Genomic DNA, 22,702 nt, shown 5'->3' with positions numbered 1-22,702 from the left:
CGTCATCGCTCCCGCGCCAGCCGGGGATCGAGCAGGTCGCGCAATCCGTCACCGAGCAGGTTGAGGCCGAGCACCGAGATTGCGATCGCAACGCCCGGATAGACCGCGAGCATCGGCGACTGGAACAGCAGCGTCTGCGCATCGTTCAGCATCCGTCCCCAGGACGGCTGCGGCGGCTGCGTTCCGAGGCCGAGATAGGACAGCGCGGCCTCGGCGAGAATGGCGAGCGCGAACTGGATGGTGACCTGCACGATCAGGATCGACAGGATGTTCGGCAGCACATGCTCGATGGTGATGCGGAAGCGCCCCTTGCCTGCCGCCCGTGCCGCCAGCACGAATTCACGCGCCCAGATCGCATTGGCCGAGCCGCGCGTCAGCCGGGTCAAGGTCGGGATCTGGAAGATGCCGATCGCGACGATCGAGGTCACCATGCCCGGCCCCACGACGGCGGCGAGCATGATCGCGGACAGCACGGCCGGAAAGGCGAAGGTGAAATCGGAAAAGCGCATGATGATCTCCTCCGTCCAGCCGCGCCGGGCCGAGGCGATCAGGCCCAGCGTGACGCCGAAGGTGAGGCCAATGCTGACGGCGATGACACCGACCATGATGGTGGACCGGGCGCCCGCAAGCAGCAGCGAGACGATGTCGCGGCCGAAGGAATCGGTGCCGAGCCAATGCGCCGCCGAGGGCGGGCGGAGCTTTGCGGCGATGTCGATTTCGTAAGGCGACCACGGCGTCCATACCAGCGACAACAGTGCCGAAGCCAGCACCAGAAGGCTCAGCGTGCCACCGAGGACGAAGCTGCGGTGGCGCAGCGCGCGGCGCCAGAACGTGCGCGCCGGCAGCGGACGCGTTGCGACGGGCGCGTCGATGGTGATGGGCGCGCTCACAGGTCGTGCACCTTGATGCGGGGATCGATGAAGGCATAGAGCACATCGACCACGAAATTGACGATCACCACCATCGCGGCGAGCAACATCACGCAATTGCGCACCACGATCAGGTCGCGGTTGGCGATCGACTGGAAGATCAGGCGGCCGAGGCCCGGCAGGTAGAACACGTTCTCGATCACGATGGTGCCGGCGAGCAGATTGGCGAATTGCAGGCCCATCACCGTCATCACGGGGATCATGGCATTCCGCAGCACGTGGCTCCACAGCACCTCGCGCTTGCCGAGGCCCTTTGCGCGGGCGGTGCGGACGAAATCCTCGCGCAGCACTTCGAGCACGGCCGAACGCGTGACGCGCGCGAGGATCGCGGCCTGCACCACCGCGAGCGAGATCGCGGGCAACAGCAGCGACCTGATCCCCGGCCAGATGCCGTCCTCCCAGCCGGCAAAGCCACCGGCCGAAAGCCATTGCAGCCGCACCGAGAACAGCAGCACCAGGAGAATCGCGAACCAGAAATTCGGCAGCGCGATGCCCACTTGCGTCAACGACATCACGCCGACATCGCCGAGCTTGTTGTGGTTGGCGGCGGTGTAGATACCGGCCGAGAGCGCCAGCGTCACCGTGATCGTCATGGCCATGATCGCGAGCGGAATGGTCAGCACCAGCCGCTCGGCGATCAGGCTGCCGACCGGGGTGCCGTAGACGTAGGAATTGCCGAGATCGCCGACGAGGAGGCCCTTGATCCACTGCAAATAGCGAACCGCCAGCGGCTGGTCGAGGCCGAGCTTGACGGTGAGCGCGCGCACCGCGTCGGGCGAAGCATCAGCGCCCATCAGCATCTGCGCTGCGTTGCCGGGCAGCGCGTCCAGCACCAGGAAGATGATCAGCGATGCGCCGACCAGCGTCGCCAGCAGAGTCAACAGACGTCGGAGGACAAAGACGCTCATGCGCGCTCGGCTTCAGGGCTCACCCAGGCCACGATCAACATGTCCGGACGCCTTAAGCAAGCTCTTTGCTGCATCTCCATCTCCTCAAGACGGCCAGCGGGACAGAAGGTCGCTTGACGCCTCGAACAGAGCGCTCACGCGCAGCAATTCCGCGTCGGCCCGGAAACGGCCGACCAGTTGGAGCCCGATCGGCAGCCCGTCGCGGGCAAAGCCCGAGGGAAGGCTGATCGCGGGGTGACCGGTCATGTTGAACGGCATTGTCCAGGGGAACCAATGCGGCCGGACGCTGTCGTAATGCCTGCCGTCGATCTCGATATTGCCGAACAGGTCCTGCTTGATCGGCAGCGCGGTGCGCGTCAGCGTCGGCATCGCCAGCAGGTGACCGCGCGCAAGCAGCGGTTGCACGCGGCGGAACAACGCGGTGCGCGCGAACATCGCCTCCTGATAGTCGATGCCGCTGACTTCGCTGGCGAGCGCGAGCTGCTTGAGGAAGGCCTCGCTCAGTTCGTCCCGATGCTCGGCCGCAAGCTTGGCAAAGCGCGTGCGCCAGACGGTGTGGTTGATGGCGCGCCAGATCGGCTCGATGTCGAACCCCTCACCGGAGAATTCCTCGAGCTCGGCCCCTAACCCGGCCAGCCGGTCGAGGCTCACCTTGAAATTGGCGGCGACTTCGGCCGATACCGGACGGCCCGGCGGCGTCAGGCAGTACAGGATCCTCAGCCCGCGCAAATCACCATGCGGGGCGGCGGTGCCGATGAAGTCGGGCACGGGCACGCCGATCGACCAGGGATCGATAGGATCTTCGCCCGCCATCGCCTGCATCATCAGCGCAGTATCGGCGACGGTCCGGGTGGTCGGCGTGACATAGGTCTGGTTGCCGAACACGTCGAGCGCCTGGCTGTGCGGGATCACGCCGTTGCTCTGCTTCAGGCCCACCACGCCGTTGCAGGCGGCCGGAATTCGTGTCGAGCCGCCGCCGTCGGTCGCAATAGCGAGCGGCGCGATGCCGCTCGCCACAGCGACCGCCGCGCCGCCGCTGGAGCCGCCGGAGGAACGGCAGGCGTCCCACGCATTGCGGGTCCGACCGAACAAAGGTGAATCGGTGAGGCACTTGCTGCCGAACTCCGGCGTCGTGGTCTTGCCGATCAGGATCGCGCCTTCGCTGCGCAACCGCGCGACGGCGACGGCATCCTCGGCCGGCACATTATCCTTGTAGGGAACGGCGCCGAAGGTGGTCTTGACCCCCTTGGTATTGACGATGTCCTTGACGGTTACGGGGATGCCGTGCAGCAGGCCGAGCGGTTCGCCCGCCATCACCTTGCGCTCGGCTTCGCGCGCCGCTGCGATCGCCTCGTCGCCGCACAACGTGACGAAACAGTTCAATTCGGGCTGGAGGGCCTCGGCGCGGGCAAGCACAGCGCGGGTGAGCTCGACTGGCGAAATCCGCTTTGCCGCGACGAGACCGCGCAGCTCGGTCGCGGACAACAGACAGGGATCGCCGTTCATCGTCACATCACGCTCCGAAGCGGGCCGCCATTGGCCCGAAGACATTGACAGCGAGAATGACAGTTTTGTTAACTCGCCGTCCAATACGATTTTTATCGCCAACCCATACGCTCTCGGTATGCCAATGGATCTTCGCCGGCTCCGCTATTTTGTCGCCGTTGCCGAGGCGCGCAGCATCGGCAAGGCGGCCGAGCAGCTCCGGATGGCGCAGCCGCCCCTCTCGGTCCAGATCCGCAAGCTCGAGGCCGAGATCGGCGCGCCGCTGTTCCGCCGCGGCACCCGTGGCATGGATCTGACCGAGGCCGGCCAGGCATTGCTGGCGCGCGCCAGCGAAGCGCTGGCGTTGGCAGCCGACGGCGCCGAAGCCGCACGCGCGGTTGCTTCGGGACGGCGCGGCCGGCTGTCAGTCGGTTACATGTTCGTGCTGGCGAATGCGATGTTGCCGCGACTCATCCCCGAACTGCGCCGCGCAGTTCCCGGCGTCGACCTCAGCTTCGTTGAGCTGAGCGCCTCGACGCGCGAGGCCCGCGTGCTCGACCGCAGCGTCACAGTCGCGCTGTGTATGCCCGCAATCAATCATCCCGAGATACAGGTGGCAAAGATCGGTGCACAGCCTTTCATGCTGGCCATGCCGATCCGCTCGCCACTCGCCCGCTTGAGCTCGGTGCCGATGGCCCGGCTGCAGGGCCGCCCGCTGATCGCACTCCCGCATCCGGACCATGGGCCCGCCTCCTCCGCGGTCGTCCCTTTATTGCGTCGGCACCAGGTGGTGATGCCGATCGCCAGCCGGGTGGAGACGGTGCATTCGGCGATGAGCCTGGTCCTGGCCGGCGAAGGTCTCGCCATCCTGCCGGCCTGCGCACAGCTCGGCGCGCCACGCGGAGTCGTGTTCAGACCCCTGCGTGACGTCACTGACTCCCTCGACATCGCAGTCTGTTGGCGGCGGGACTCCCACAGTCCGTTGATCGGAACCTTCCTCAAATGTGCCGAGAAGGCCGTCGCGCGGATGTGACGTGGGCTACCAGTCCCAATTGATCTCGTGGCTCCAAGGCGGATCGGCGCCCGGACGGGTGCAGGTCAGGCCGGCACAATTGGCGGCGAAGGAAAGCGCACGGCGGAGCTCGTCCGCGCCGATGTCCTGCAATCTCGGCCGGGCGATGCGATCCTGCTTGTAAAGTGCCAACAGCAGCGCCGCCTGAAAGCTGTCGCCGGCGCCAATAGTGTCCGCCACCTCGACCTTCGGTGCTTGCACTTCGATCTGCCCTGCTTGCGCATGCCAGGCTATGGCACCGTTATTGCCGCGGGTGATGACGACGAGGCTCGTCCCCTGCCCCAGCAATGTGCTCGCGCGCTGCTGATACGGCTCCTCGCCGAAGAGATAGGCGAAATCGACGTCCGACATCTTGATGAGATCGGCGCTTCCGGCGAACTCGGCCATTCGGCCGAGATAGGTTGGCTTGTCCTTGACGAGGTTCGGTCGGCAGTTCGGATCGAAGGAGATCGTGGACGACGCCCGCGCGTCTGCGATCAGCACCTTGGTCTCGGCCGCACCCTGGTCGTTGACCAGCGTGGTGGAGCCGACATGGACGGCCTCGACAGTATCGAACGGAATGGACCCATGCCGGTAAGTCCAGTTCCGCGTCGCGGTCTCGGCATCGTAGAAGGCGTAGTGCGACTCGCCCGCGACAATGCGGACAAAGGCGAGCGTGGTCTGGTGGTCGCTGCGGGTGGCGAGATCGAGTGCAACCTTCGATGCGGAGGCATGATCGGCGATCATGCGCCCGAACAGGTCGGTCGAGATGCCGCCGACGAAACCAGTCGGCGCGCCCAGCCGCGCCATGCCGATCGCGACGTTGAGGCAGGAGCCGCCGACCGCGGGCATCACCGCTTCGCGCCCTTCGACGTTTCGCGTCGGCACGAAATCGATCAGCGCGTCGCCGCAGGCAATCAGCATGTCCTTCAACCTCTCGCGACGCTGCGCATCGCGGCACGGCTGCCGCGATCGAGCTCGCGCAGCAGCTTGTAGACCTCGCGCTTGCGGGCGTGAAACGCGGCCATATCAGGCGCGGTCGGCTCGCTCTTGCGCCCCAGCGCCGACATCTTGGCCATGGTCTCACCGATCGAGGCATAGGCGCCACCGGCGACCGCCCCTAACATCGCGGCGCCCAGCAGCACCGGCTCCTTCGTCTGCGGCAACGCGACCGTGAGACCGGTGGTATCCGCCATGATCTGCCGCACCAAAGGACTGCGGCTGGCACCGCCACCCATGATCATGATGCTGGAGCGGACCCCATGCGCGGCAAAAGCCTCGATGACCTCCGCAAGCCCGTAGGCAAGACCGCAGAGGCCGGCGACGAACAGCCGTTCCATCGCGGCGATGTCGGTGTCGAGATCAAGGCCCGCGATCACCGCGCGCGTGTCGGGATCGGCATAGGGCGAGCGGTTGCCAATGAATTCCGGCAGCACGTGGACGTCGCGCGCCAGCAGCGCGGCGCGGCTAGCACCGCCGGAGCGCGCGATGATGCGGCGCTCGAGGAAATCGATGAGATCGAGGCCTTCGCTGCGTGCCGCCGCGCTCGCCTCGCCATGGCCGGGATGCGACTTGAGGAGATGATCGATCGCAGCGCCCGCGGCGGACTGCCCGCCTTCATTGAGCCAGAAATCCGGCACCATGCCGGAATAATAGGGACCCCAAACGCCCGGCACGAAGCACGGCTCCTTCGTCGTCGCCATGATGCAGGCCGACGTTCCCATGATGTAGGCGAGACGATCGCCGACATCGCTCGGGCCGGCTGCCCCGTCACGGCCGCCAATCGCACCGATACCGCCGGCATGGGCATCGATCAGGGAGGCGCCGACCGGGGTGCCCGGAGGAAGGCCGAGCTCGACTGCTGCTGCCGGCGTGAGCCCGACGCCGAGGCGCGTACCGGGCGCAACGATTTCGGTGCCGATGCGCGCGTATTTTTCGGCGACGAAGTCGGACAGGCCGATGCGCTTGAAGAACGGCGCGCTCCAGCCGCCGCCGTCATGGGCGAGATAGTTCCACTTGCAGGTGACGGTGCAGGTCGAGCGCTGCAGCGCGCCGGTCGCCCGCCAGGTCAGATAATCGGCCAGGTCGAAGAAGTGACCGGCGGCATCGAAACTCGCGCGCAGATGCCGCTTCAGCCATAGCAGCTTCGGCATCTCCATCTCCGGCGAGATCGAGCCGCCGACATAGCGCAGCACGGCATCCTCGGTCTCGTTGATCAGCCGCGCTTCGGCCGTGGCGCGATGGTCCATCCAGACGATGACGTTGCGCTGCGCCTCGCCGGAGGTGCTGACGGTGAGCGGCTCGCCTTGCGGATCGAGCACCACGAGGGAACAGGTGGCGTCGAAACCGATGCCGCCGATGCTGCCCGGCGTAATCGCTGCTTCCGACATCGCCGCGCGCACCGATTTGGCGCAGGCCTGCCAGATGTCCTCCGACGACTGCTCGACGATGTCGCCGGCCTCGTGCCAGATCCTGATCGGATGCCGGGCCGTCGCGAGCAGCGTGCCGGCCTCGTCAAACACCCCTGCCCGCGTGCTCGTGGTCCCCACGTCGACGCCGATATACGCTCGCGGCATGGTCTCTCCCGGTCCGTCCGTTTTGACGGTGAGCCTACCAGCAAGTGTAGCCGCCATCCACCAGCACGATACTGCCGGTCATCAGGCTCGCGGCCTCCGACGAGAGGAACAGCACGACGGAGGCGATCTCCTCAACCTGCCCCATGCGCGCCATCGGAGTTCCACCAATCCAGGCGTCATACATTTTCGGATTGCTCTTCACGAAGGCGTTGAGCGGCGTCTCGATATAGGTCGGCGCCACCGCGTTGACGCGGATGCCGCGCGCGCCCCATTCGGCGGCCAGCGACTTGGTCAGATGGTGCACGGCGGCCTTGGAGGCGTTGTAGAAGCACTGCTCCTGCGGCTTGTTGACGATGAAGCCGCTCATCGAGCCGACATTGACGATGGCGCCGCTTCCAGCCTTCAACATGTGCTTGCCGAACTCGCGGCAGCACCAGAAGGTGCCGTTGAGATTGACGTCGATGACGTTGAGCCAGTGCTCGTCGGTAACGGTCTCGGCCGGCGTCTCGCTCCGCGCGATGCCGGCATTGTTGACGAGGATGTCGACCTTGCCATGGCGGGCGACGAGATCATTTGCCACCTCCGCCACGCGTGTGGTGTTGGTGACGTCCATGATTGCGGTCTCGATGTCGTAGCCCTTCGCCCTCAGGCTGGCTTTGGCGCCGTCGGCGACCTTGCCGTCGCGGTCGCCGATGATGACCTTCGCGCCGGCCTCGGCCAGTGCCTCCGCGCAGGCGAGGCCGATGCCCTGGCCGCCGCCGGTGATGAACGCGGTCTTGCCGCTCAGCCTGAATTTTTCCAGATACATGATCGTCTTTCCGTCTTCTTGCCGTTTCTTGTCAGCCCCGAAGAGCGTTGCCGCTCTCGTCGAAGCGGTGAATGCGCGCAGGGTCGGGCATCAGCGACACCCGGTCGCCGCCATGCAGGCTCAATTCGCCGATGTAGCGCGCCGTCAGCATGCCGAGCGCGCCGGCGTCGACGTAGAGGAAGGTGTCACTGCCGAGATGCTCGGCCACCGCAATGGTTCCCTGCCAGCCGCCACCGCCGTCGCGCTCGATCTTCAGATGCTCCGGCCGAACGCCGATCGTCGCCGCCCCCTTCTGCAAAGCAGGCTCTCCGGTGACGAAATTCATCTTGGGCGAGCCGATGAAGCCGGCGACGAAGAGATTGGCGGGTCGCTCGTAAAGCTCCAGCGGCGAGCCATATTGCTCGATCTTGCCGCCGTTGAGCACGACGATCTTGTCGGCCATGGTCATGGCCTCGACCTGGTCGTGGGTGACGTAGATCGCGGTGGTGCCGAGCTGCTTCTGAAGTCGCGTCACCTCGATGCGCATCTGCACGCGCAGCGCGGCGTCGAGGTTGGAGAGCGGCTCGTCGAACAGGAATGCCTTGGGCTCGCGGACGATGGCACGGCCGATCGCGACGCGCTGGCGCTGGCCGCCGGAGAGCTCGCGCGGCTTGCGGTCGAGGTAGGGCGTGAGATTCAGCGTCGCGGCGGCCGCCTCGACCTTGCGGTTGATCTCGTCCTTCGGCAAGCCCGCCATCTTGAGGCCGAAGCCGATATTGCCGCGCACGCTCATATGCGGATAGAGCGCGTAGGACTGGAACACCATCGACAGCCCGCGCTTGGCGGGCGGCGTATCGACGACGTTCTTGCCGTCGATCAGGATCTTGCCGCCGCTGACGTCCTCGAGCCCCGCGATCAGCCGCAGCAGCGTGGTCTTGCCGCAGCCGGAGGGACCGACGAACACCACGAAGGAGCCATCGGCGATCTCGAGGTCGGCGCCCTTGATGATGTGCACGGGGCCGAAGGATTTCTGCACGCCCTGAAGTGTGATCTGACCCATGATCCGGCAGCCCCCTATTTCACCGCGCCAAAGGTGAGCCCGCGCACGAGCTGCTTCTGGCTGAACCAACCCAGGACGAGAATGGGCGCGATCGCCAGCGTGGACGCCGCCGACAGTTTTGCCCAGAACAGCCCTTCGGGGCTCGAATAGGAGGCGATGAACGTGGTGAGCGGCGCAGCGCTCGAGGTGGACAGGTTCAGCGTCCAGAACGCCTCGTTCCAGGCCAGGATCAGATTGAGCAACAGCGTGGACGCCAGTCCCGGGATCGCCATCGGCGTCAGCACATAGACCAGCTCGCGGCCGATCGTGGCGCCGTCCATGCGCGCGGCCTCTAAGATGTCGCGCGGGATCTCCTTGAAATATGTGAAGAGCATCCAGATGACGATCGGCAGATTCCCGAGGCAGAGGATGAAGACGAGGCCGATGCGGGAATCGAGCAGCCCGAGGCTCTTGTAGATCAGGTAGATCGGCACCAACACGCCGACCGGCGGCATCATCTTGGTCGAGAGCATCCAGAGCAGGATGTCCTTGGTGCGCTTGGTTGGCGAGAACGCCATCGACCAGGCCGCCGGAATGGCGATCAGCAGCGCAATGAGCGTCGAGCCGCCGGCGATGATGATCGAGTTCATCGCGTGGTGCAGATAATCGCTGCGTTCCTGCACGGTCGCGTAGTTTTCGGTGGTCCAGTGGAAGAACAGGAAGGATGGCGGGATCGCGAAGGCCTCGAGCTCGGTCTTGAAGCTCGCCAGCCCCATCCATAGGATCGGAAAGAAGATCAGGAAGCCGAACAGCCAGGCCGCCGCCGTCGATATCATCACCCGCCGCGTCGTCGCCATCCGTGCCATGTCAGGCCTCCAGGTTGCGGCCGACGATGCGGACCAGGAAGAAGGCGACGATGTTGGCGATGACCACCGCGACGAGCCCGCCCGCCGAGGCGCTGCCGACGTCGAACTGGATCAGCGCCTGCGAATAGATCAGGAAGGCGATGTTGGTGGTTTGCAGGCCCGGCCCGCCGCCGGTGGTGACGAAGATCTCGGCGAACACCGTGAGCAGGAAGATGGTCTCGATCAGGATCACCACCGTGATGGGACGCGCGAGGTGCGGCAGCGTGATGTAGATGAAGGTCGAGACGGCGCTGGCGCCGTCCATCTCGGCGGCTTCCTTCTGCTCTTCGTCGAGCGATTGCAGCGCGGTGAGCAGGATCAGGGTCGCGAACGGCAGCCATTGCCAGGTCACGATCAAAATCACCGCAAACAGCGGCACGTCGTTGAACCAATCGATCGGCGTCAGGCCGAACAGCGAAGCGAGCCAGGCGAACAATCCCGACACCGGATGCATCAACAGGTTCTTCCAGACCAGCGCGCTCACCGTGGGCATCACGAAGAACGGCGCAATCACCATCAGCCGCACGAAATTGCGGCCGACCACGGGTTGGTCCATCAGCAGCGCCAGGGGAATGCCGAGCAGGATGGTCAGCGCCAGCACCGAGCCGACCAGCACCAGCGTGTTCTGAAGCGAGGCGAGGAAGGCAGGATCGGTGAGGAAGTAGCGGAAGTTTTCAAGGCCGACGAACGATTCCGAGCCGGGATCGAGCAGGCTGTAATGCAGCGTCGAGAAGTAGATCGTCAGCGCCAGCGGGACGATCATCCAGATGAACAGCAGTCCGACGGCCGGGGTCAGGAGCGACCGCGCAAGAAGCTGCGTCTGCCGGGTTGCCATTCTTGGCGCTCCGCTCGGAGGAAGAAGGGCGGCCATCCAGCAAGGATGGATGGCCGCAAGTTTGAGCTCAGGGAGAGCCCGGGTTCACTTGATGTAGCCGGCGCGCTTCATCTCGCGCTCGGTAGCGGACTGCGCAGCCGTGAGCGCCGCATCGACCGTCATCGATCCCGCAAGCGCCGCCGAGAACTGCTGGCCCACCTGCGTGCCGATGCCCTGGAATTCAGGGATGGCGGCGTATTGCACGCCGACGTAGGGAACGGGCTTCACCGTCGGCTTGTTGGGATCGGCGGCGTTGATCGAGGCCAGCGTCAGTTTCGCAAACGGCGCGACCTTCAGGTACTCATCGTTCTGGTAGAGCGAGGTACGCGTGCCCGGCGGCACGTTGGCCCAGCCCTCCTTCGAGGCCACCAGCTTGGTGTAGTCCTTGCTGGTGGCCCAGGCGATGAACTTCTCGGCTGCTTCCGTCTTCTTGGAGCCGGCAGGGATTGCGAGATTCCAGGCCCACAGCCAGTTGGCGTTCTTGCCGAGCCCGGTGTTGGGCGCGAGCGCGAAGCCGACCTTGTCGGCGACCTTGGACTCCTTGGGGTTGGTGACGAAGGACGCCGCGACCGTGGCGTCGATCCACATCGCGCATTTGCCGGCGTTGAATAGCGCCAGATTCTCGTTGAAGCCGTTGGAGCTGGCGCCGGGAGGCCCGGCTTCCTTCATCAGGTTGACGTAGGTGGTGAGTGTCGTCTTCCATTCCGGCGTGTTGAACTGCGGCTGCCACTTTTCGTCGAACCAGCGCGCGCCATAGGAATTGGCCATTGCCGAGAGGAACGCCATGTTCTCGCCCCAGCCTGCCTTGCCGCGCAGGCAGATGCCGTAGGTGCCGGCGCTCTTGTCGGTCAGCTTCTTGGCCGCATCGATCACGAAATCCCAGCTCGGCTTTTCCGGCATCTTCAGGCCGGCCTTCTCGAACAGATCGGTGCGGTACATCACCATCGAACTCTCGCCGTAGAACGGCGCGGCGTAGAGCTTGCCGTCGGCGGAGACCGCGTCCTTGATCTTGGGCAGGAGGTCGGCGACGTCGTAATCGGCGCCGAGGTTGGCGAGCGGTACCAGCCAGCCCTTCTTGGCCCAGATCGGCACCTCGTAGGTGCCGATGGTGAGGACATCGAACTGGCCACCCTTGGTGGCGATATCGGTGGTGACGCGCTGGCGCAGCACGTTCTCCTCCAGCGTCACCCATTTCACGGTGATGTCAGGGTTCTTCTTGGTGAACTCACCCGTCAGCCCCTGCATGCGGATCATGTCGCCATTGTTGACGGTGGCGATCGTCAGGGTCGTTTCGGCCATCGCCGGGACGGCCAGTAGCAGGCAAGACGCGCCGCAGACGGCGCCCAGGACATGTTTCACGGTGACCTCCCCTCAATTCGCGTTTTGGGCATATGCCCACGCGTTGGGCGTATGTTCAGCGCAAGGGCGGCACGTTGTCAAGCAGGCGCGTGGGCATTCCAGCAACTTGTGAGTGCTGCGGTGCGGGAAGGATGGGGAGGTTTTGCTTCACCCACGGCTGTCGTGCTCCGCGAACGCGGAGCATCCAGTGTGGTAGGCACGCGAAGCGTGAGCGCTTTACCGCTCCAGAATCGCTCTTGCCGTCGCCTCGTCCGTGATCAATCCGTTGATCAGCCCGCCGCTCAGCGCGGCTGCAATCGCCGCCACCTTGGCTGCGCCCACCGCCGCACCGATGGTCGTGGTCTTCGCCGGCACTTCCGGCGGAATGCTGGTGAGGCGCTTGTTGGTGCCGGCCTTGAGCAGGCGCCCCTTGGCGTCATAGGCCCAGCCGGTGATCTCGCCGATGGCGCCAAGCCGCATCATCTCGAACAATTCGTCGCGGGTGACGAAGCCGTCGACGTGCACCTGCGCCTTCTGATCCATCTGGCCGATGCCGACGAGGCGCAAGTCAGCCCTTGCCGCGACCGCCTTCACCTTCGCGATCGGCTCGATGCGCACCATCCTGTTGCGCTCGTCTTCCGACGACATCAGGAACGGCAGCGGCATCGGATAGTGCCGCGCGCCGGTGCGGTCGGCGAGCCGGCCGACGGTGTCGTAGAAGCTCGCCGAGCCGTCGGCGGAGATATTGCCGACCAGCGAGACGATCTGGTGATTGGGCCGCTCGATCGGCGTGACGCGCTCGACGGCGGCACGCACCGCCCGGCCCGTGCCGAGCGCGACGATCACGGGCGTCTCCGAACGCAGCGTGGAATCGAGCAAATTGGCGCAGCGCTCGGCGATTCCAGCCACCGCCTGCGGCGCGGCCGGATCGGCCGGCACCACCTCGCAATGAACGAGGTCGAACCGTTGCTTCAAGCGCGCCGCCAGCTCCATGCAGGCTGCGATGGGGTGCTCGAGCCGGAAGGTGATGAGCCGCTCGGCGAGGCACAACGAGACCAGCCGCTGCGCCGAAGCCCGCGACACCTGAAGCATCTTTGCGATCTCGTCCTGTGTGTGACCGGCAATGAAATAGAGCCAGCCGGCGCGCGCGGCGTCGTCGAGTCTCGACTTGTCGTTCTCGGCGGCCATGCGCGCTCACACCTCCCAGAGATCGCTCATATGTGTAAAGACCCGATCGGCCCCGGCGGCCGATAATATAGCCCGGCCATCGCGGCTGCGATAATGGCCGCCGCCGACAAATCCCCAGACGGTCATGCCGGCCGCCTTACCCGCCTGCACGCCGCTGACGCTATCCTCGATCACCAGCGTGCGCGATGGCGGCGTGCGCATGCTCTCGGCCGCATGAAGAAAGAGATCAGGCGCCGGCTTGCCGTGCCTGACCATCTGCGCGGTGTAGATCCGATCGCCGAAATATGCCCGAAGACTGGTGACGTCGAGCGAGAGCGAGACGCGGTCGAGATCGCTCGACGAGGCCACGCAGAACGGCACGGTCAGTCCGGAGATCGCCGCCTCCACCCCGGGAATCGGCGCGAGCGAGGCGGCAAAATTCTCCAGCACACGCGACTTCAGTCGGGGCGGGAAGGCGTCCGTCAGCGAGTGCCCGAGATCGCGATAATGCTGCTCGACGGCCTTGGTGCTGCGTCCGAGAAACAGCTCGAGCGCCTGCTCCTCGCTGAGCACGAGACCGAATTCCGCCAGGACCTCGGACAGGCAGCGGCAGCTCAAGAGTTCGCTGTCGACGAGCACACCATCACAGTCGAAGATGATCAGATCGGGATTTGGCCGGCCCTGCTCCATCCGGCCATTCGATCATATACCCAAGCCTTGAGCAATAGCCCAACGCCCAGTTGCATGAACCGCATCAGTGTGCCACCTGCCGGTAGATCGCCGGCAGTGCCGCGGGCAATCGTTTGATGTTGCCGACGATCGCATAGCCGCTGCGCCCGAACAGGGCCGGAAAATAGGATTGCGCCCCCGCGTCGATCGTTACGCCGAACACCGTGATCCCGAGCCGGCGCGCTTCCTGCACGGACTTTCTGGTGTCTTCGACCGCAAAGCGCCCTTCATAGTGGTCGACGTCGTTCGGTTTGCCGTCGGTGAGGACGAGCAGCAGCTTCTTGCGCTGCGGCTGGCGTGCAAGCTCGGCGGCGGCATGCCGTACCGCCGCACCGATCCGCGTGTAATAGCCGGGCTTGAGCGCGCCAATGCAGCGCTCGACCACGTCACTCATCGGCTCGCCGAACGCCTTAACCGTCTCGAGCCGCACCCAGGAGCGCCGGCGCGAGGTGAAGGTCAGGATGTTGTGGTGATCGCCGCAGGCGGATAGGCCGTGGGCAAGCACGAGCAGCGCCTCCTTCTCGACGTCGAGCACGCGGTAGCCATTGGCCCAGGCGTCCGTGGAGAGCGAGACGTCGACCAGCAGCGTGACAGCGAGATCGTGACCTTGCGGGCGCATCGCCAAATGGACGCGATCAAGACCGCTGCTGCTGCCGGCGCGGAGATCGCACCGCGCACGCACCAGCGCGTCTAGATCCAGATCATGCCCGTCGGCCTGAGCCCGCATCAACTCATGGCGCGGCCGCAGGACCTCGAAGCGGCGGCGCACCTGGCGGATGTGCCGGCGCATGGTCTCGTTGGGCGTCCAGCTTTCCCCATTCTCGGGGGCGGCAGATGCGAGTACGCGGCAATGATCCGGCAAATAGGAGCCGCTGCGATAATCCCACTCCGGATAGGTCAGGTCCGCAGTCAAGCGCGAGGCATCGAGGGCCTCCGGCGGGAGGTCGAGATCAAACTTGAACCGGCCCGCCGGCTTGCCGCTGCGGCGGCTGAGCGTTATCTCCTCGAGATCGTCCGCCGCCTTCTGCGCATCCTCCTCCTCACTGTCATCGGTGGGGCGGTCGACATTGACCATCTCGGCCATCGCGAGAATTTTCTCGAAGCGGTTGAGTACGAAGGGATCGCGGCGATTGGCGCCGTCCTCGCGCTCGCGCACGGCAAAGTGCTTGCGATTGTCCTCGCTCGCGGCCTCCGCACCATCGGCGCATTCATCCACGCCCGCATGCGCAGGCGACAGCTCGCGGGTCCAGCAATCGCCCCACAGCGGGCACGGAAGCATCGAGCGATAGCCAGGCGGCGCCTTGACCAGCAGCGGCTCCGTTCCCATCATCGCGGGCCACAGCTTGCCCGCAGGCGCCTTTCCGGTTCCGAGTAGCCCCAGCACGATCTGCTCGACCTCCTGCTCGATGCGCGGCAAGGGGCGACGCGGCCTGGCTTCGGCAGTTGCTGCGGCGAGTTGCGCATAGTCGTCGACGAGGCCGGGAAATTGCGCGAGCACGAAGACCGCCGTCTCGCTGGCCCGGCGCAACACCAGAAGATCCCGCCGCAGCGGATCGGATTCGGTGATGGTTTCGATCGGCGCGGCTGCGAACCATGCCGCGAGCCAGCGATAGAGCGCTGCATTCAGCGCGTTGTCGGGAAAGATCGCGATGCTTTCAGGAAGGAAGATGGAGGTGGCATCGCGGCCCGGCTGCTCCAGGCGCTCGTCACCGAGACCGATGCGTTGCCGCCAGCCGAGCCGATGCCCGGACTTGCGCGCGCCGGCACCGGCGATCTGCACACCCGCCTCACCGCCCAGCGCGCGGAACATCACCGCGAGCCTGTTTCTCATTTCCGCAAGCGAGACCGCATGCTCGGCATGAACCGGATAGCTGGCGGTGCCACCGACCATGCGGTGCCAGGCGCGGCCGACGGTCTCTTCCAGTTCGAGGAAATCGAGCATCGGAGCCGCCTCAGCCGATCACGGCACGCGCGACGTCCAGCAGCGCCGCCTTGACATCGGCATCGTCGGTCAGCGGCTCGATCATGCCAGCGAGCACGGCATCGGCCGTCGGCATGCCGGCCGCAATCAGGGTCGCGCAATAGACGACGAGCCGGGTCGAGACACCCTCCTCCAGGTCGTGGCCCTTCAGCGCGCGCAGCCGGCCAGCCAGCCCGACCAGCGGCCGCACGCGCTCCGGCGATAGTCCGCTCTCGGCGGCGACCACCGCAATCTCCTGCTCCGGCGGCAGGAAGCCGAACTCGATCGCGACAAAGCGCTGCCGCGTCGACGGCTTGAGCGCCTTGAGCAGCGTCTGATAGCCTGGATTGTAGGAGACGACGAGCATGAAGCTGTTCGGCGCGGCAAGCTGCTCGCCGGTACGCTCCAGAGGCAGGATGCGGCGATCGTCGGTCAGGGGATGCAGCGCCACCGTTACGTCCTTGCGCGCCTCCACGACCTCGTCGAGATAGCAGATGCCGCCCTCGCGCACCGCCCGCGTCAACGGGCCGTCGCTCCACACGGTATCGCCGCCCCTGAGCAGATAGCGGCCGGTGAGATCGGCCGCGGTGAGATCGTCGTGGCAGGCGACGGTGTGCAGCGGCAATCCCAGCCGCGCCGCCATATGCGTGACGAAGCGCGTCTTGCCGCAGCCGGTCGGCCCCTTCAGCAGCACCGGCAGCTGATTGCGCCAAGCGTGCTCGAACAGCGCGCATTCGTTGCCACTGGCAATATAGGCGGGCGGCTGAGGTTCGGGCTTCGCCACGGCGAGAAGTGCTGCATTCATGGTCTTTCTCCGGAATTCACATAGTGACGGCGGCCGCAGCGAGCCACGGCCGCCTTTGCGCGCTCACTCGGCCGGCTGCAACGCGCCGGGGATGACCGGCTGACGGGCGCGACCGGGCACAAGCACGGCCCACACGAACATCAGCGCGGAGATCGCGACGAACACGCCGGACCCCAGCCGGACCCAGTAAAACATCGCGAGCTGGTCCTGCACGTCCATGTAGCCCTGGCCGAGCACGCGCTGGAGATGGACCTGGACCACGCCGGCGAAGGTCAGCGCGAAGGTCATCACCATCATGGCGGTGCACATGATCCAGAAGCTCGCCATGGAGAGCCATTGATTGTAGGGCGCACGCCCTCTGATCTGTGGGATTGCATAGGCCATCACGGACAGGTTCAGCATCACATAGGCGCCGAAGAAGGCGAGATGGCCGTGCGCGGCGGTAACCTGGGTGCCGTGGGTGTAGTAGTTGACCGAGGACAGGGTGTGCAGGAAACCCCAGACACCGGCGCCGAGGAACGCCATGACCGAGCAGCCGACCGACCACAACAATGCAGCGCGGTTCGGGTGCTTGCGGCCGGCCTTCCAGGTCATCTGCACCGTGAAGATCACCATGGTGAAGAACGGCGCGACCTCGAGCGTGGAGAACAGCGAGCCGATCCACTGCCAGTAACCGGGCGCGCCGATCCAGTAGAAATGATGGCCGGTGCCGAGGATGCCGGAGAACAGCGCCAGCCCAATGATGACGTAGAGCCACTTCTCGACCACTTCGCGGTCGATGCCGTTGAGCTTGATCATGAGATAAGCGAGCACGGAGGCCATGATCAGCTCCCAGACGCCCTCGACCCAGAGATGAACAACATACCACCAGTACATCTTGTCGATCGCGAGATTTACCGGGTTGTAAAAGGCGAACAGGAAGAAGATCGCAACGCCCCACAGCCCGAATAGCAGGATGTTGGTGATCGTGGTCTTACGGCCCTTCAGCGCCGTCATGGTGACGTTGAGCAGGAACATCAGGCAGACGACGACGATGCCGACCTTGATGATGAAGGGCTGTTCGAGGAATTCGCGGCCCTCGTGGTATTGGAAGAGATAACCGACCACAGCCACACCCGCAGCACCGAAAAACATCCAGAACTGGATCTTGGCCAGCAGCGGGCTGTAGAGCTCTGTCTCGGTTTCCTCGGGCAGCAGGAAGTAGGTCGCGCCCATGAAGCCGATCAACGACCACACGATCAGCGCGTTGGTGTGGATCATCCTGACGACGTTGAACGGCAGCAGGGTCGACAGCGTGTTGGGCAGGACGTAGATCGTTCCAGCGACGAGGCCGAATAGGACCTGCGCCACGAACAGGGTCAGCGCGCCGTAGAAATACAGCATCGCGACTTTCTGGGTCTGATATTTCATCTCAGGCTCTCTGTCTTGAGGGATTTCAGGAAGCGATGCGCTCAGCCCGCCTTGTTCGGCGGCCACTCTTGGCGCTTGATCTTGCTGGTCCATTGCAGGAAGTCGGCGAGATCATCGAGCTCCTGGTCGGTGAGGTTGAATTGAGGCATCTGCCGGCGGCCCGGTGCGCCCGAAGGCTGCGACTGCATCCAGGCCTTCAATGTCTCGCGCGCGGCGGCCGGATCCTCGTTGCCACCCCAGCGATCCCAGACATTGCCGACTTCAGGCGCAAAGTAGGCGCCCTCGCCCAGCAGGGTATGACAGTTGATGCAAGAATTCTTCTCCCAGACGTGCTTGCCGCGGGCAACCGAAGACGTCAGCGTGGCTGCGTCGGTCGATGTCGTGGCCATGTAGTAATGGCTGTGCGCCGTTAGCCCTATGAAGATGGCGAAGAAAAAGGCCGAGCCGCCGTAGAAGACGTTTCGAGCGGCCGACTTGGTCAGGCGTTCAGCCATTGCCAATCCTTTCCGGTTGATTCCTGCGAAATTGCGATGGTGTGATTTATTGCCGCTTTGCCCGGCCCGTTCTTTGTCAGGGCGCAATGAGCGCGTCAGATCAGGGCGACGAGCGCCGAGGCGAGCCAGGCAAGCAGCAGCACGATGAGGATCCAGCTCGCGACGAGACCGCGCCAGAGTGCGGGGACGGCGCGAAGATCCATGAAGTCGAGCGCGATGCGATGCCCCTTGAGCGCGGCGAAGGCAAGCAGCAGAGCGTTGCCGAGCAGCGCCCGTGGTATTAGCGGCGGCAGCAGGACGGTCGCAAGCGCAAGGCCGATCAAGGCGATCCAGGTGACGTCGACACGATCTGGCATCGTCATTTCACCAGATACAGGATCGGGAACATCACGATCCAGACCAGATCGACCATGTGCCAGAAGGCCGTTCCCGTCTCGACGCCTGATATCCCGGCACGGCGGCAGACCACGGCGAGAATGATGATGCCGAGGCCAACGTGCAGGAGATGAAAGCCGGTCAGCAGGAAGTAGAGCGTGAAGAAGGGATTGGTCTCAAGCCCGACCCCGCGCCCGGTTTCTTCGGCGTACTCTGCGAGCTTGATCGCGATGAAAAGGCAGCCGAGCGCCATGGCGCCGAGAAGCCAGTATCGTGTCGTTGCCCGTTGTCCATTCCGCACGGCCTTGGTCGCCCGGGCCGCCGCCCAGCCGCTGGTCACCAGCACGACGGTGTTGAGGCCGGAGAGATGCGAATCGAGCGTGGCCTGCCCGGCCGCGAACACCGCGGGGTGAATCGCGCGGGCGACAGAGAAGGCGCCGAGGAGCAGGCCGAAGGCGACGAGTTCGCTGAAGATCAGCACCCAGATCATGGGATCGCCGGGGAGATCCTGCAGGATTCCCCAGCCTGTTTCCTGCTGTTCGCACTCGGCCGTCGACATCGTCTTTCCGGATCAGGACACCGGTCAGACTTAGCTCGGCCACCCGGTTCCGAATTTGTTGCCGGACAAACTGGAGGACTGCAGGGCTCCTGTTTGCGCCGACACAACGTTCAGCCAGCCGTTTCGCGGTACGAACCGGCTCAGAGCTTCACGGAGCGCCGGACGATCCCATGAGCGATGCACAGATCGGGCTGATGACCGCAACACCCATCATCATTGCCTTCGCCATCGCGCTCAGGAGCATGGGCGTGCTGTCGACGGTGGGAACCGTATCGGCGGTGGGGCTCTCGATCGGGATCGCGACCGTGCTGTTCACGACGCAATCACCGCTGCCGTAGTGCTTAGGACCGTAGCCCGGATGCAGCGCAGCGCAATCCGGGAAATCTCACCAAGCGCAGAGACCCGGATTACGCTGCGCTGCATCCGGGCTACGAAGCGCTACCGCCGCTGATTGTACACGTCGATGCACACCGCGCCCAGCAGCACCAGGCCCTTGATGACCTGCTGATAGTCGATGCCGATGCCAAGGATGGACATGCCGTTGTTCATCACGCCCATGATCATGGCGCCGACCACGGCACCGCCGACCCGTCCAACGCCGCCATAGGCCGAGGCGCCGCCGATGAAGCAGGCGGCGATGACGTCGAGCTCGAAGCCGAGGCCGGCCTTCGGGGTCGCCGTGTTGAGCCGCGCGGCGAAGACGAGGCCGGCGAGCGCGGCGAGCACGCCCATGTTGACGAAGGTGAGGAAGGTCAGCCGCTCGGTCTTGATGCCAGACAGGCTCGCCGCCTTGGCGTTGCCGCCGACGGCGTAGATCTGCCGGCCGATCACGGTGCGGCGGGTGACGAAGCCGTAGAGCGCGATCAGCGCGGTCATGATCACCAGCACGTTGGGCAGGCCGCGATGCGAGGCGATCAGATAGGTGAAATACAGCACGGCGCAGGCGAGCAAGATGCTCTTGCCGAGGAAGAACGCATAGGGCTCGACCTCGATGCCGTGCGACTGCTCGCGCGACCTTCCCTTGGCACTGGCATAGACGAGCCCGAGCGCGAGAACGGCGCCGATCAGCATCGAGGTCGGATGCAGCGTGCCGGCCTCAGGCAGCAGCTCCGGAATGAAACCCGAGGACAGTTTCTGGAAGGTGGCCGGGAACGGCCCGAGCGACTGGCCCTGCAACACCGCGAGCGCCAGGCCCTTGAACACCAGCATGCCCGCCAATGTCACGATGAAGGACGGGATCTTGAAATAGGCCACCCAATAGCCCTGCGCCGCACCGATCGCGCCACCGAGCGCGAGGCAAGCGATGAAGGCGAGCGTATAATCGACCTTGTAGGTCACCATCAGCAAGGCCGCCACGGCGCCGATGAAGCCTGCGACCGAGCCGACCGAAAGGTCGATATGACCAGTGACGATGACCAGCAGCATGCCCAGCGCCATGATGACGATGTAGCTGTTCTGCAGCACCAAGTTGGTGAGGTTGAGCGGCTGCAGCAACGTGCCGCCGGTCACGACCTGGAAGAACAGCATGATCGCAACCAGCGACATCAACATGCCGTAATTGCGCAAATTGTTCTTGATGAAGCTGCCGTGCCGGCGCTCCTCGGGCAGCGAAACCGTCTTGTCGGTCATGGCTGCAATCCTCCCATCTCCGCGGCCGCGGGCGCGGCGTTCCCAATGCTTCGTTCGTTGCGCATGATGGCGCGCATGATCTTTTCCTGTGTCGCCTCTGAGCCTTTGAACTCGCCGACGAAGGCGCCGTCGTTCATGACGCAGATGCGATCGCAGATGCCGAGCAGCTCGGGCAGCTCCGAGGAGATCACCACGACGCCGCGGCCGGCTTCCGCAAGCTCGTTGATGATACAGTAAATCTCATATTTGGCACCGACGTCGATACCCCTGGTCGGCTCGTCCAGGATCAGGACCTTGGGGTCGGTCATCAGCCATTTCGACAGCACGACCTTTTGCTGGTTGCCGCCGGAGAGCTGGCCGGTCTCCTGGTAGACGTCGGAGCAGCGGATGCGCATCCGGTTGCGGTAGTCGCTGGCGACCTTGAGCTCGGCGATATCGTCGATCACCCTGCCAGGTGCGACCTGGTCGAGGCTCGCCAGCGTGATGTTCTTGCGGACGTCGTCGGCGAGGATCAGGCCGAGCTGCTTGCGGTCCTCGGTGACGTAGGCAAGGCCGGCGTCGATCGCGGCGGCGACGCTCGGCAGCGCGATCTCCCGGCCTTCGAGCCGGATAGTGCCGCTGATATTGGTGCCCCAGGAGCGGCCGAACAGGCTCATGGCGAACTCGGTGCGCCCAGCCCCCATCAGCCCGGCAATGCCCACGACCTCGCCGCGCTTGACACCGAAACTGACGTTCTTGATCACCTGCCGCTCGGGATGAATGGGGTGATAGACCGACCAGTTCTCGACGTCGAGCACCGGCTCGCCGATCTTCACGTTGCGCTCCGGGAAGCGGTGCGCCATGTCGCGGTTGACCATGCTGCGGATGATGCGGTCTTCCTGGATCTGCTCGGCGTGGCAGTCGATGCTGTCCACCGTGCGGCCGTCGCGCAGCACAGTGATGTGGTCGGCGACCTTGGCAACCTCGTTCAGCTTGTGCGAGATCAGGATCGAGCCGATGCCCTGCTCGCGGAACGTCATCAGCCGTTCGAGCAGCGCGGCGCTGTCGGCCTCGTTGAGACTCGCGGTCGGCTCGTCCAGGATCAGCATCCGCACCCGCTTGGACAGCGCCTTCGCGATCTCGACGAGCTGCTGCTTGCCGACGCCGAGATCGGTGATCAGCGTATCCGGCGATTCCTTCAGGCCGACCTGCGCCAGCAGCTCGCGCGTGCGCCGGTAGACCTCGTCGCGGTCGATCACCCCCAACTTCGACGGCGGATGCGACAGGAAGATGTTCTCCGCAATCGACATCAGCGGGATCAGCGCCAGCTCCTGATGGATGATGATGATGCCCAGCGCCTCGGAATCATTGATGTCGCGGAAGCGGCGCTCCTCGCCCTCGAAGACGATGGTGCCCTCGTAGCTGCCGTGCGGATAGACCCCGCTCAGCACCTTCATCAGCGTCGACTTGCCGGCGCCGTTCTCGCCGACGAGCGCATGGATCTGCCCGGCGCGAACCGAGAAGTTGACGTCGCGCAATGCCTGCACGCCGGCAAAGCTCTTGCTGACGTTGCGCATCTCCAGCATGGCGGTCATGGCTTTGGTGTCCCTTGCGTTACTTCGTCTCTCCCCGCGTGCGGGGAGAGGTTGACTGATATCGCTGCATCCACATCGTCATTGCGAGCGCAGCGAAGCAATCCAGAC

22 protein-coding genes are annotated in these 22,702 nt (G+C 64.9%); 2 read left to right on the top strand and 20 right to left on the bottom strand.

Features of this window, described 5'->3' with window-relative positions:
• Nucleotides 1-2: 2 nt before the first annotated feature.
• The 3 genes from I6F36_RS26190 to I6F36_RS26180 form a co-directional block, all read right to left on the bottom strand.
• The gene (locus I6F36_RS26190; protein WP_036005488.1) at nt 3-890 is read right to left on the bottom strand and encodes an ABC transporter permease; all 888 of its coding nucleotides are present in this window, start codon (nt 888-890) and stop codon (nt 3-5) included.
• Complete coding sequence (locus tag I6F36_RS26185; protein ID WP_036005490.1) at nt 887-1,837, bottom strand: ABC transporter permease; 951 nt, start codon at nt 1,835-1,837, stop codon at nt 887-889. Before I6F36_RS26185 ends, I6F36_RS26190 begins: the two co-directional genes overlap by 4 nt.
• 84 nt (nt 1,838-1,921) lie before the next feature.
• Nucleotides 1,922-3,343: an amidase gene (locus I6F36_RS26180; protein ID WP_225128873.1), complete on the bottom strand. Its 1,422-nt coding sequence runs from the start codon at nt 3,341-3,343 to the stop codon at nt 1,922-1,924.
• Nucleotides 3,344-3,467: 124 nt separating this feature from the next.
• Between I6F36_RS26180 and I6F36_RS26175 the strand changes: the two genes are divergently transcribed.
• Entirely contained in the window at nt 3,468-4,355 is an 888-nt protein-coding gene (locus tag I6F36_RS26175; RefSeq protein WP_036005494.1) for a LysR family transcriptional regulator, read from the top strand.
• A 6-nt stretch (nt 4,356-4,361) separates the two neighbouring features.
• Here the strand turns inward: I6F36_RS26175 and I6F36_RS26170 are convergent, their stop codons facing one another.
• The 15 genes from I6F36_RS26170 to I6F36_RS26100 all read right to left on the bottom strand — a co-directional run bounded on the left by I6F36_RS26170 (nt 4,362) and on the right by I6F36_RS26100 (nt 19,391).
• Nucleotides 4,362-5,297 carry a carbohydrate kinase gene (locus tag I6F36_RS26170; protein ID WP_225145945.1) on the bottom strand — a complete coding sequence of 312 codons (936 nt, stop codon included), beginning with the start codon at nt 5,295-5,297 and terminating at the stop codon, nt 4,362-4,364.
• Nucleotides 5,298-5,302: 5 nt separating this feature from the next.
• Entirely contained in the window at nt 5,303-6,949 is a 1,647-nt protein-coding gene (locus tag I6F36_RS26165; protein WP_225145946.1) for an FGGY-family carbohydrate kinase, read from the bottom strand.
• A gap of 34 nt (nt 6,950-6,983) precedes the next feature.
• Entirely contained in the window at nt 6,984-7,757 is a 774-nt protein-coding gene (locus tag I6F36_RS26160; protein WP_036023419.1) for an SDR family NAD(P)-dependent oxidoreductase, read from the bottom strand.
• Between the two features lie 31 nt (nt 7,758-7,788).
• Nucleotides 7,789-8,796 (bottom strand): ABC transporter ATP-binding protein, encoded by a 1,008-nt coding sequence (locus I6F36_RS26155; protein ID WP_036023416.1) that lies wholly within the window; start codon nt 8,794-8,796, stop codon nt 7,789-7,791.
• A 14-nt stretch (nt 8,797-8,810) separates the two neighbouring features.
• Nucleotides 8,811-9,641 carry a carbohydrate ABC transporter permease gene (locus I6F36_RS26150; RefSeq protein WP_036005504.1) on the bottom strand — a complete coding sequence of 277 codons (831 nt, stop codon included), beginning with the start codon at nt 9,639-9,641 and terminating at the stop codon, nt 8,811-8,813.
• Between the two features lies 1 nt (nt 9,642).
• Nucleotides 9,643-10,515 (bottom strand): carbohydrate ABC transporter permease, encoded by an 873-nt coding sequence (locus I6F36_RS26145; RefSeq protein WP_225141348.1) that lies wholly within the window; start codon nt 10,513-10,515, stop codon nt 9,643-9,645.
• A gap of 84 nt (nt 10,516-10,599) precedes the next feature.
• A complete protein-coding gene (locus I6F36_RS26140) occupies nt 10,600-11,913 on the bottom strand; it encodes a sugar ABC transporter substrate-binding protein (protein WP_225141346.1) in 1,314 nt (437 codons plus the stop codon).
• 216 nt (nt 11,914-12,129) lie between these two features.
• Entirely contained in the window at nt 12,130-13,080 is a 951-nt protein-coding gene (locus tag I6F36_RS26135; protein WP_057030032.1) for a sugar-binding transcriptional regulator, read from the bottom strand.
• A gap of 6 nt (nt 13,081-13,086) precedes the next feature.
• The gene (locus I6F36_RS26130) at nt 13,087-13,749 is read right to left on the bottom strand and encodes an HAD family hydrolase (RefSeq protein ID WP_225111795.1); all 663 of its coding nucleotides are present in this window, start codon (nt 13,747-13,749) and stop codon (nt 13,087-13,089) included.
• 64 nt (nt 13,750-13,813) lie between these two features.
• The gene (locus I6F36_RS26125; RefSeq protein ID WP_225172448.1) at nt 13,814-15,730 is read right to left on the bottom strand and encodes a nitric oxide reductase activation protein NorD; all 1,917 of its coding nucleotides are present in this window, start codon (nt 15,728-15,730) and stop codon (nt 13,814-13,816) included.
• 10 nt (nt 15,731-15,740) lie between these two features.
• Nucleotides 15,741-16,553 carry a CbbQ/NirQ/NorQ/GpvN family protein gene (locus tag I6F36_RS26120; protein WP_036005517.1) on the bottom strand — a complete coding sequence of 271 codons (813 nt, stop codon included), beginning with the start codon at nt 16,551-16,553 and terminating at the stop codon, nt 15,741-15,743.
• Nucleotides 16,554-16,616: 63 nt separating this feature from the next.
• Nucleotides 16,617-17,963: a cbb3-type cytochrome c oxidase subunit I gene (locus I6F36_RS26115; protein WP_225172447.1), complete on the bottom strand. Its 1,347-nt coding sequence runs from the start codon at nt 17,961-17,963 to the stop codon at nt 16,617-16,619.
• 41 nt (nt 17,964-18,004) lie between these two features.
• A complete protein-coding gene (locus tag I6F36_RS26110) occupies nt 18,005-18,457 on the bottom strand; it encodes a cytochrome c (protein WP_036005521.1) in 453 nt (150 codons plus the stop codon).
• Between the two features lie 95 nt (nt 18,458-18,552).
• The gene (locus I6F36_RS26105) at nt 18,553-18,813 is read right to left on the bottom strand and encodes a cytochrome C oxidase subunit IV family protein (protein WP_109145859.1); all 261 of its coding nucleotides are present in this window, start codon (nt 18,811-18,813) and stop codon (nt 18,553-18,555) included.
• Nucleotides 18,814-18,815: 2 nt separating this feature from the next.
• Nucleotides 18,816-19,391, bottom strand: coding sequence for a cytochrome c oxidase subunit 3 family protein (locus I6F36_RS26100; RefSeq protein WP_225133528.1), 576 nt, complete (start codon nt 19,389-19,391; stop codon nt 18,816-18,818).
• Nucleotides 19,392-19,561: 170 nt separating this feature from the next.
• On the opposite strand from I6F36_RS26100, the gene I6F36_RS26095 reads away from it, so the two are divergent.
• The gene (locus tag I6F36_RS26095) at nt 19,562-19,729 is read left to right on the top strand and encodes a hypothetical protein (protein WP_225172446.1); all 168 of its coding nucleotides are present in this window, start codon (nt 19,562-19,564) and stop codon (nt 19,727-19,729) included.
• Between the two features lie 100 nt (nt 19,730-19,829).
• Here I6F36_RS26095 and mmsB read toward each other — a convergent pair whose 3' ends face one another.
• Both mmsB and mmsA read right to left on the bottom strand, forming a co-directional pair.
• Complete coding sequence (gene mmsB / locus I6F36_RS26090; RefSeq protein ID WP_036005525.1) at nt 19,830-21,020, bottom strand: multiple monosaccharide ABC transporter permease; 1,191 nt, start codon at nt 21,018-21,020, stop codon at nt 19,830-19,832.
• Complete coding sequence (gene mmsA, locus I6F36_RS26085) at nt 21,017-22,594, bottom strand: multiple monosaccharide ABC transporter ATP-binding protein (protein ID WP_225172445.1); 1,578 nt, start codon at nt 22,592-22,594, stop codon at nt 21,017-21,019. The genes mmsB and mmsA overlap by 4 nt, the downstream gene beginning before the upstream one ends.
• Nucleotides 22,595-22,702: the final 108 nt, after the last annotated feature.

Source organism: Bradyrhizobium sp. BRP19, from assembly GCF_020194195.1.
GTDB lineage: Bacteria > Pseudomonadota > Alphaproteobacteria > Rhizobiales > Xanthobacteraceae > Bradyrhizobium > Bradyrhizobium yuanmingense.
Note: the sequence above shows the minus strand (reverse complement) of the source record. Positions and strands in the feature narration are given on the sequence as shown.

What these genes read in the sequence shown, in the direction of transcription:
- I6F36_RS26185 (WP_036005490.1), bottom strand. Translation starts at nt 1,837, where the DNA reads ATGAGCGTCTTTGTCCTCCGACGTCTGTTGACTCTGCTGGCGACGCTG.
- I6F36_RS26180 (WP_225128873.1), bottom strand. Translation starts at nt 3,343, where the DNA reads ATGAACGGCGATCCCTGTCTGTTGTCCGCGACCGAGCTGCGCGGTCTC.
- I6F36_RS26175 (WP_036005494.1), top strand. Translation starts at nt 3,468, where the DNA reads ATGGATCTTCGCCGGCTCCGCTATTTTGTCGCCGTTGCCGAGGCGCGC.
- I6F36_RS26170 (WP_225145945.1), bottom strand. Translation starts at nt 5,297, where the DNA reads ATGCTGATTGCCTGCGGCGACGCGCTGATCGATTTCGTGCCGACGCGA.
- I6F36_RS26165 (WP_225145946.1), bottom strand. Translation starts at nt 6,949, where the DNA reads ATGCCGCGAGCGTATATCGGCGTCGACGTGGGGACCACGAGCACGCGG.
- I6F36_RS26160 (WP_036023419.1), bottom strand. Translation starts at nt 7,757, where the DNA reads ATGTATCTGGAAAAATTCAGGCTGAGCGGCAAGACCGCGTTCATCACC.
- I6F36_RS26155 (WP_036023416.1), bottom strand. Translation starts at nt 8,796, where the DNA reads ATGGGTCAGATCACACTTCAGGGCGTGCAGAAATCCTTCGGCCCCGTG.
- I6F36_RS26150 (WP_036005504.1), bottom strand. Translation starts at nt 9,641, where the DNA reads ATGGCACGGATGGCGACGACGCGGCGGGTGATGATATCGACGGCGGCG.
- I6F36_RS26145 (WP_225141348.1), bottom strand. Translation starts at nt 10,515, where the DNA reads ATGGCAACCCGGCAGACGCAGCTTCTTGCGCGGTCGCTCCTGACCCCG.
- I6F36_RS26135 (WP_057030032.1), bottom strand. Translation starts at nt 13,080, where the DNA reads ATGGCCGCCGAGAACGACAAGTCGAGACTCGACGACGCCGCGCGCGCC.
- I6F36_RS26130 (WP_225111795.1), bottom strand. Translation starts at nt 13,749, where the DNA reads ATGGAGCAGGGCCGGCCAAATCCCGATCTGATCATCTTCGACTGTGAT.
- I6F36_RS26125 (WP_225172448.1), bottom strand. Translation starts at nt 15,730, where the DNA reads ATGCTCGATTTCCTCGAACTGGAAGAGACCGTCGGCCGCGCCTGGCAC.
- I6F36_RS26120 (WP_036005517.1), bottom strand. Translation starts at nt 16,553, where the DNA reads ATGAATGCAGCACTTCTCGCCGTGGCGAAGCCCGAACCTCAGCCGCCC.
- I6F36_RS26115 (WP_225172447.1), bottom strand. Translation starts at nt 17,963, where the DNA reads ATGAAATATCAGACCCAGAAAGTCGCGATGCTGTATTTCTACGGCGCG.
- I6F36_RS26110 (WP_036005521.1), bottom strand. Translation starts at nt 18,457, where the DNA reads ATGGCTGAACGCCTGACCAAGTCGGCCGCTCGAAACGTCTTCTACGGC.
- I6F36_RS26105 (WP_109145859.1), bottom strand. Translation starts at nt 18,813, where the DNA reads ATGCCAGATCGTGTCGACGTCACCTGGATCGCCTTGATCGGCCTTGCG.
- I6F36_RS26100 (WP_225133528.1), bottom strand. Translation starts at nt 19,391, where the DNA reads ATGTCGACGGCCGAGTGCGAACAGCAGGAAACAGGCTGGGGAATCCTG.
- I6F36_RS26095 (WP_225172446.1), top strand. Translation starts at nt 19,562, where the DNA reads ATGAGCGATGCACAGATCGGGCTGATGACCGCAACACCCATCATCATT.
- mmsB (WP_036005525.1), bottom strand. Translation starts at nt 21,020, where the DNA reads ATGACCGACAAGACGGTTTCGCTGCCCGAGGAGCGCCGGCACGGCAGC.
- mmsA (WP_225172445.1), bottom strand. Translation starts at nt 22,594, where the DNA reads ATGACCGCCATGCTGGAGATGCGCAACGTCAGCAAGAGCTTTGCCGGC.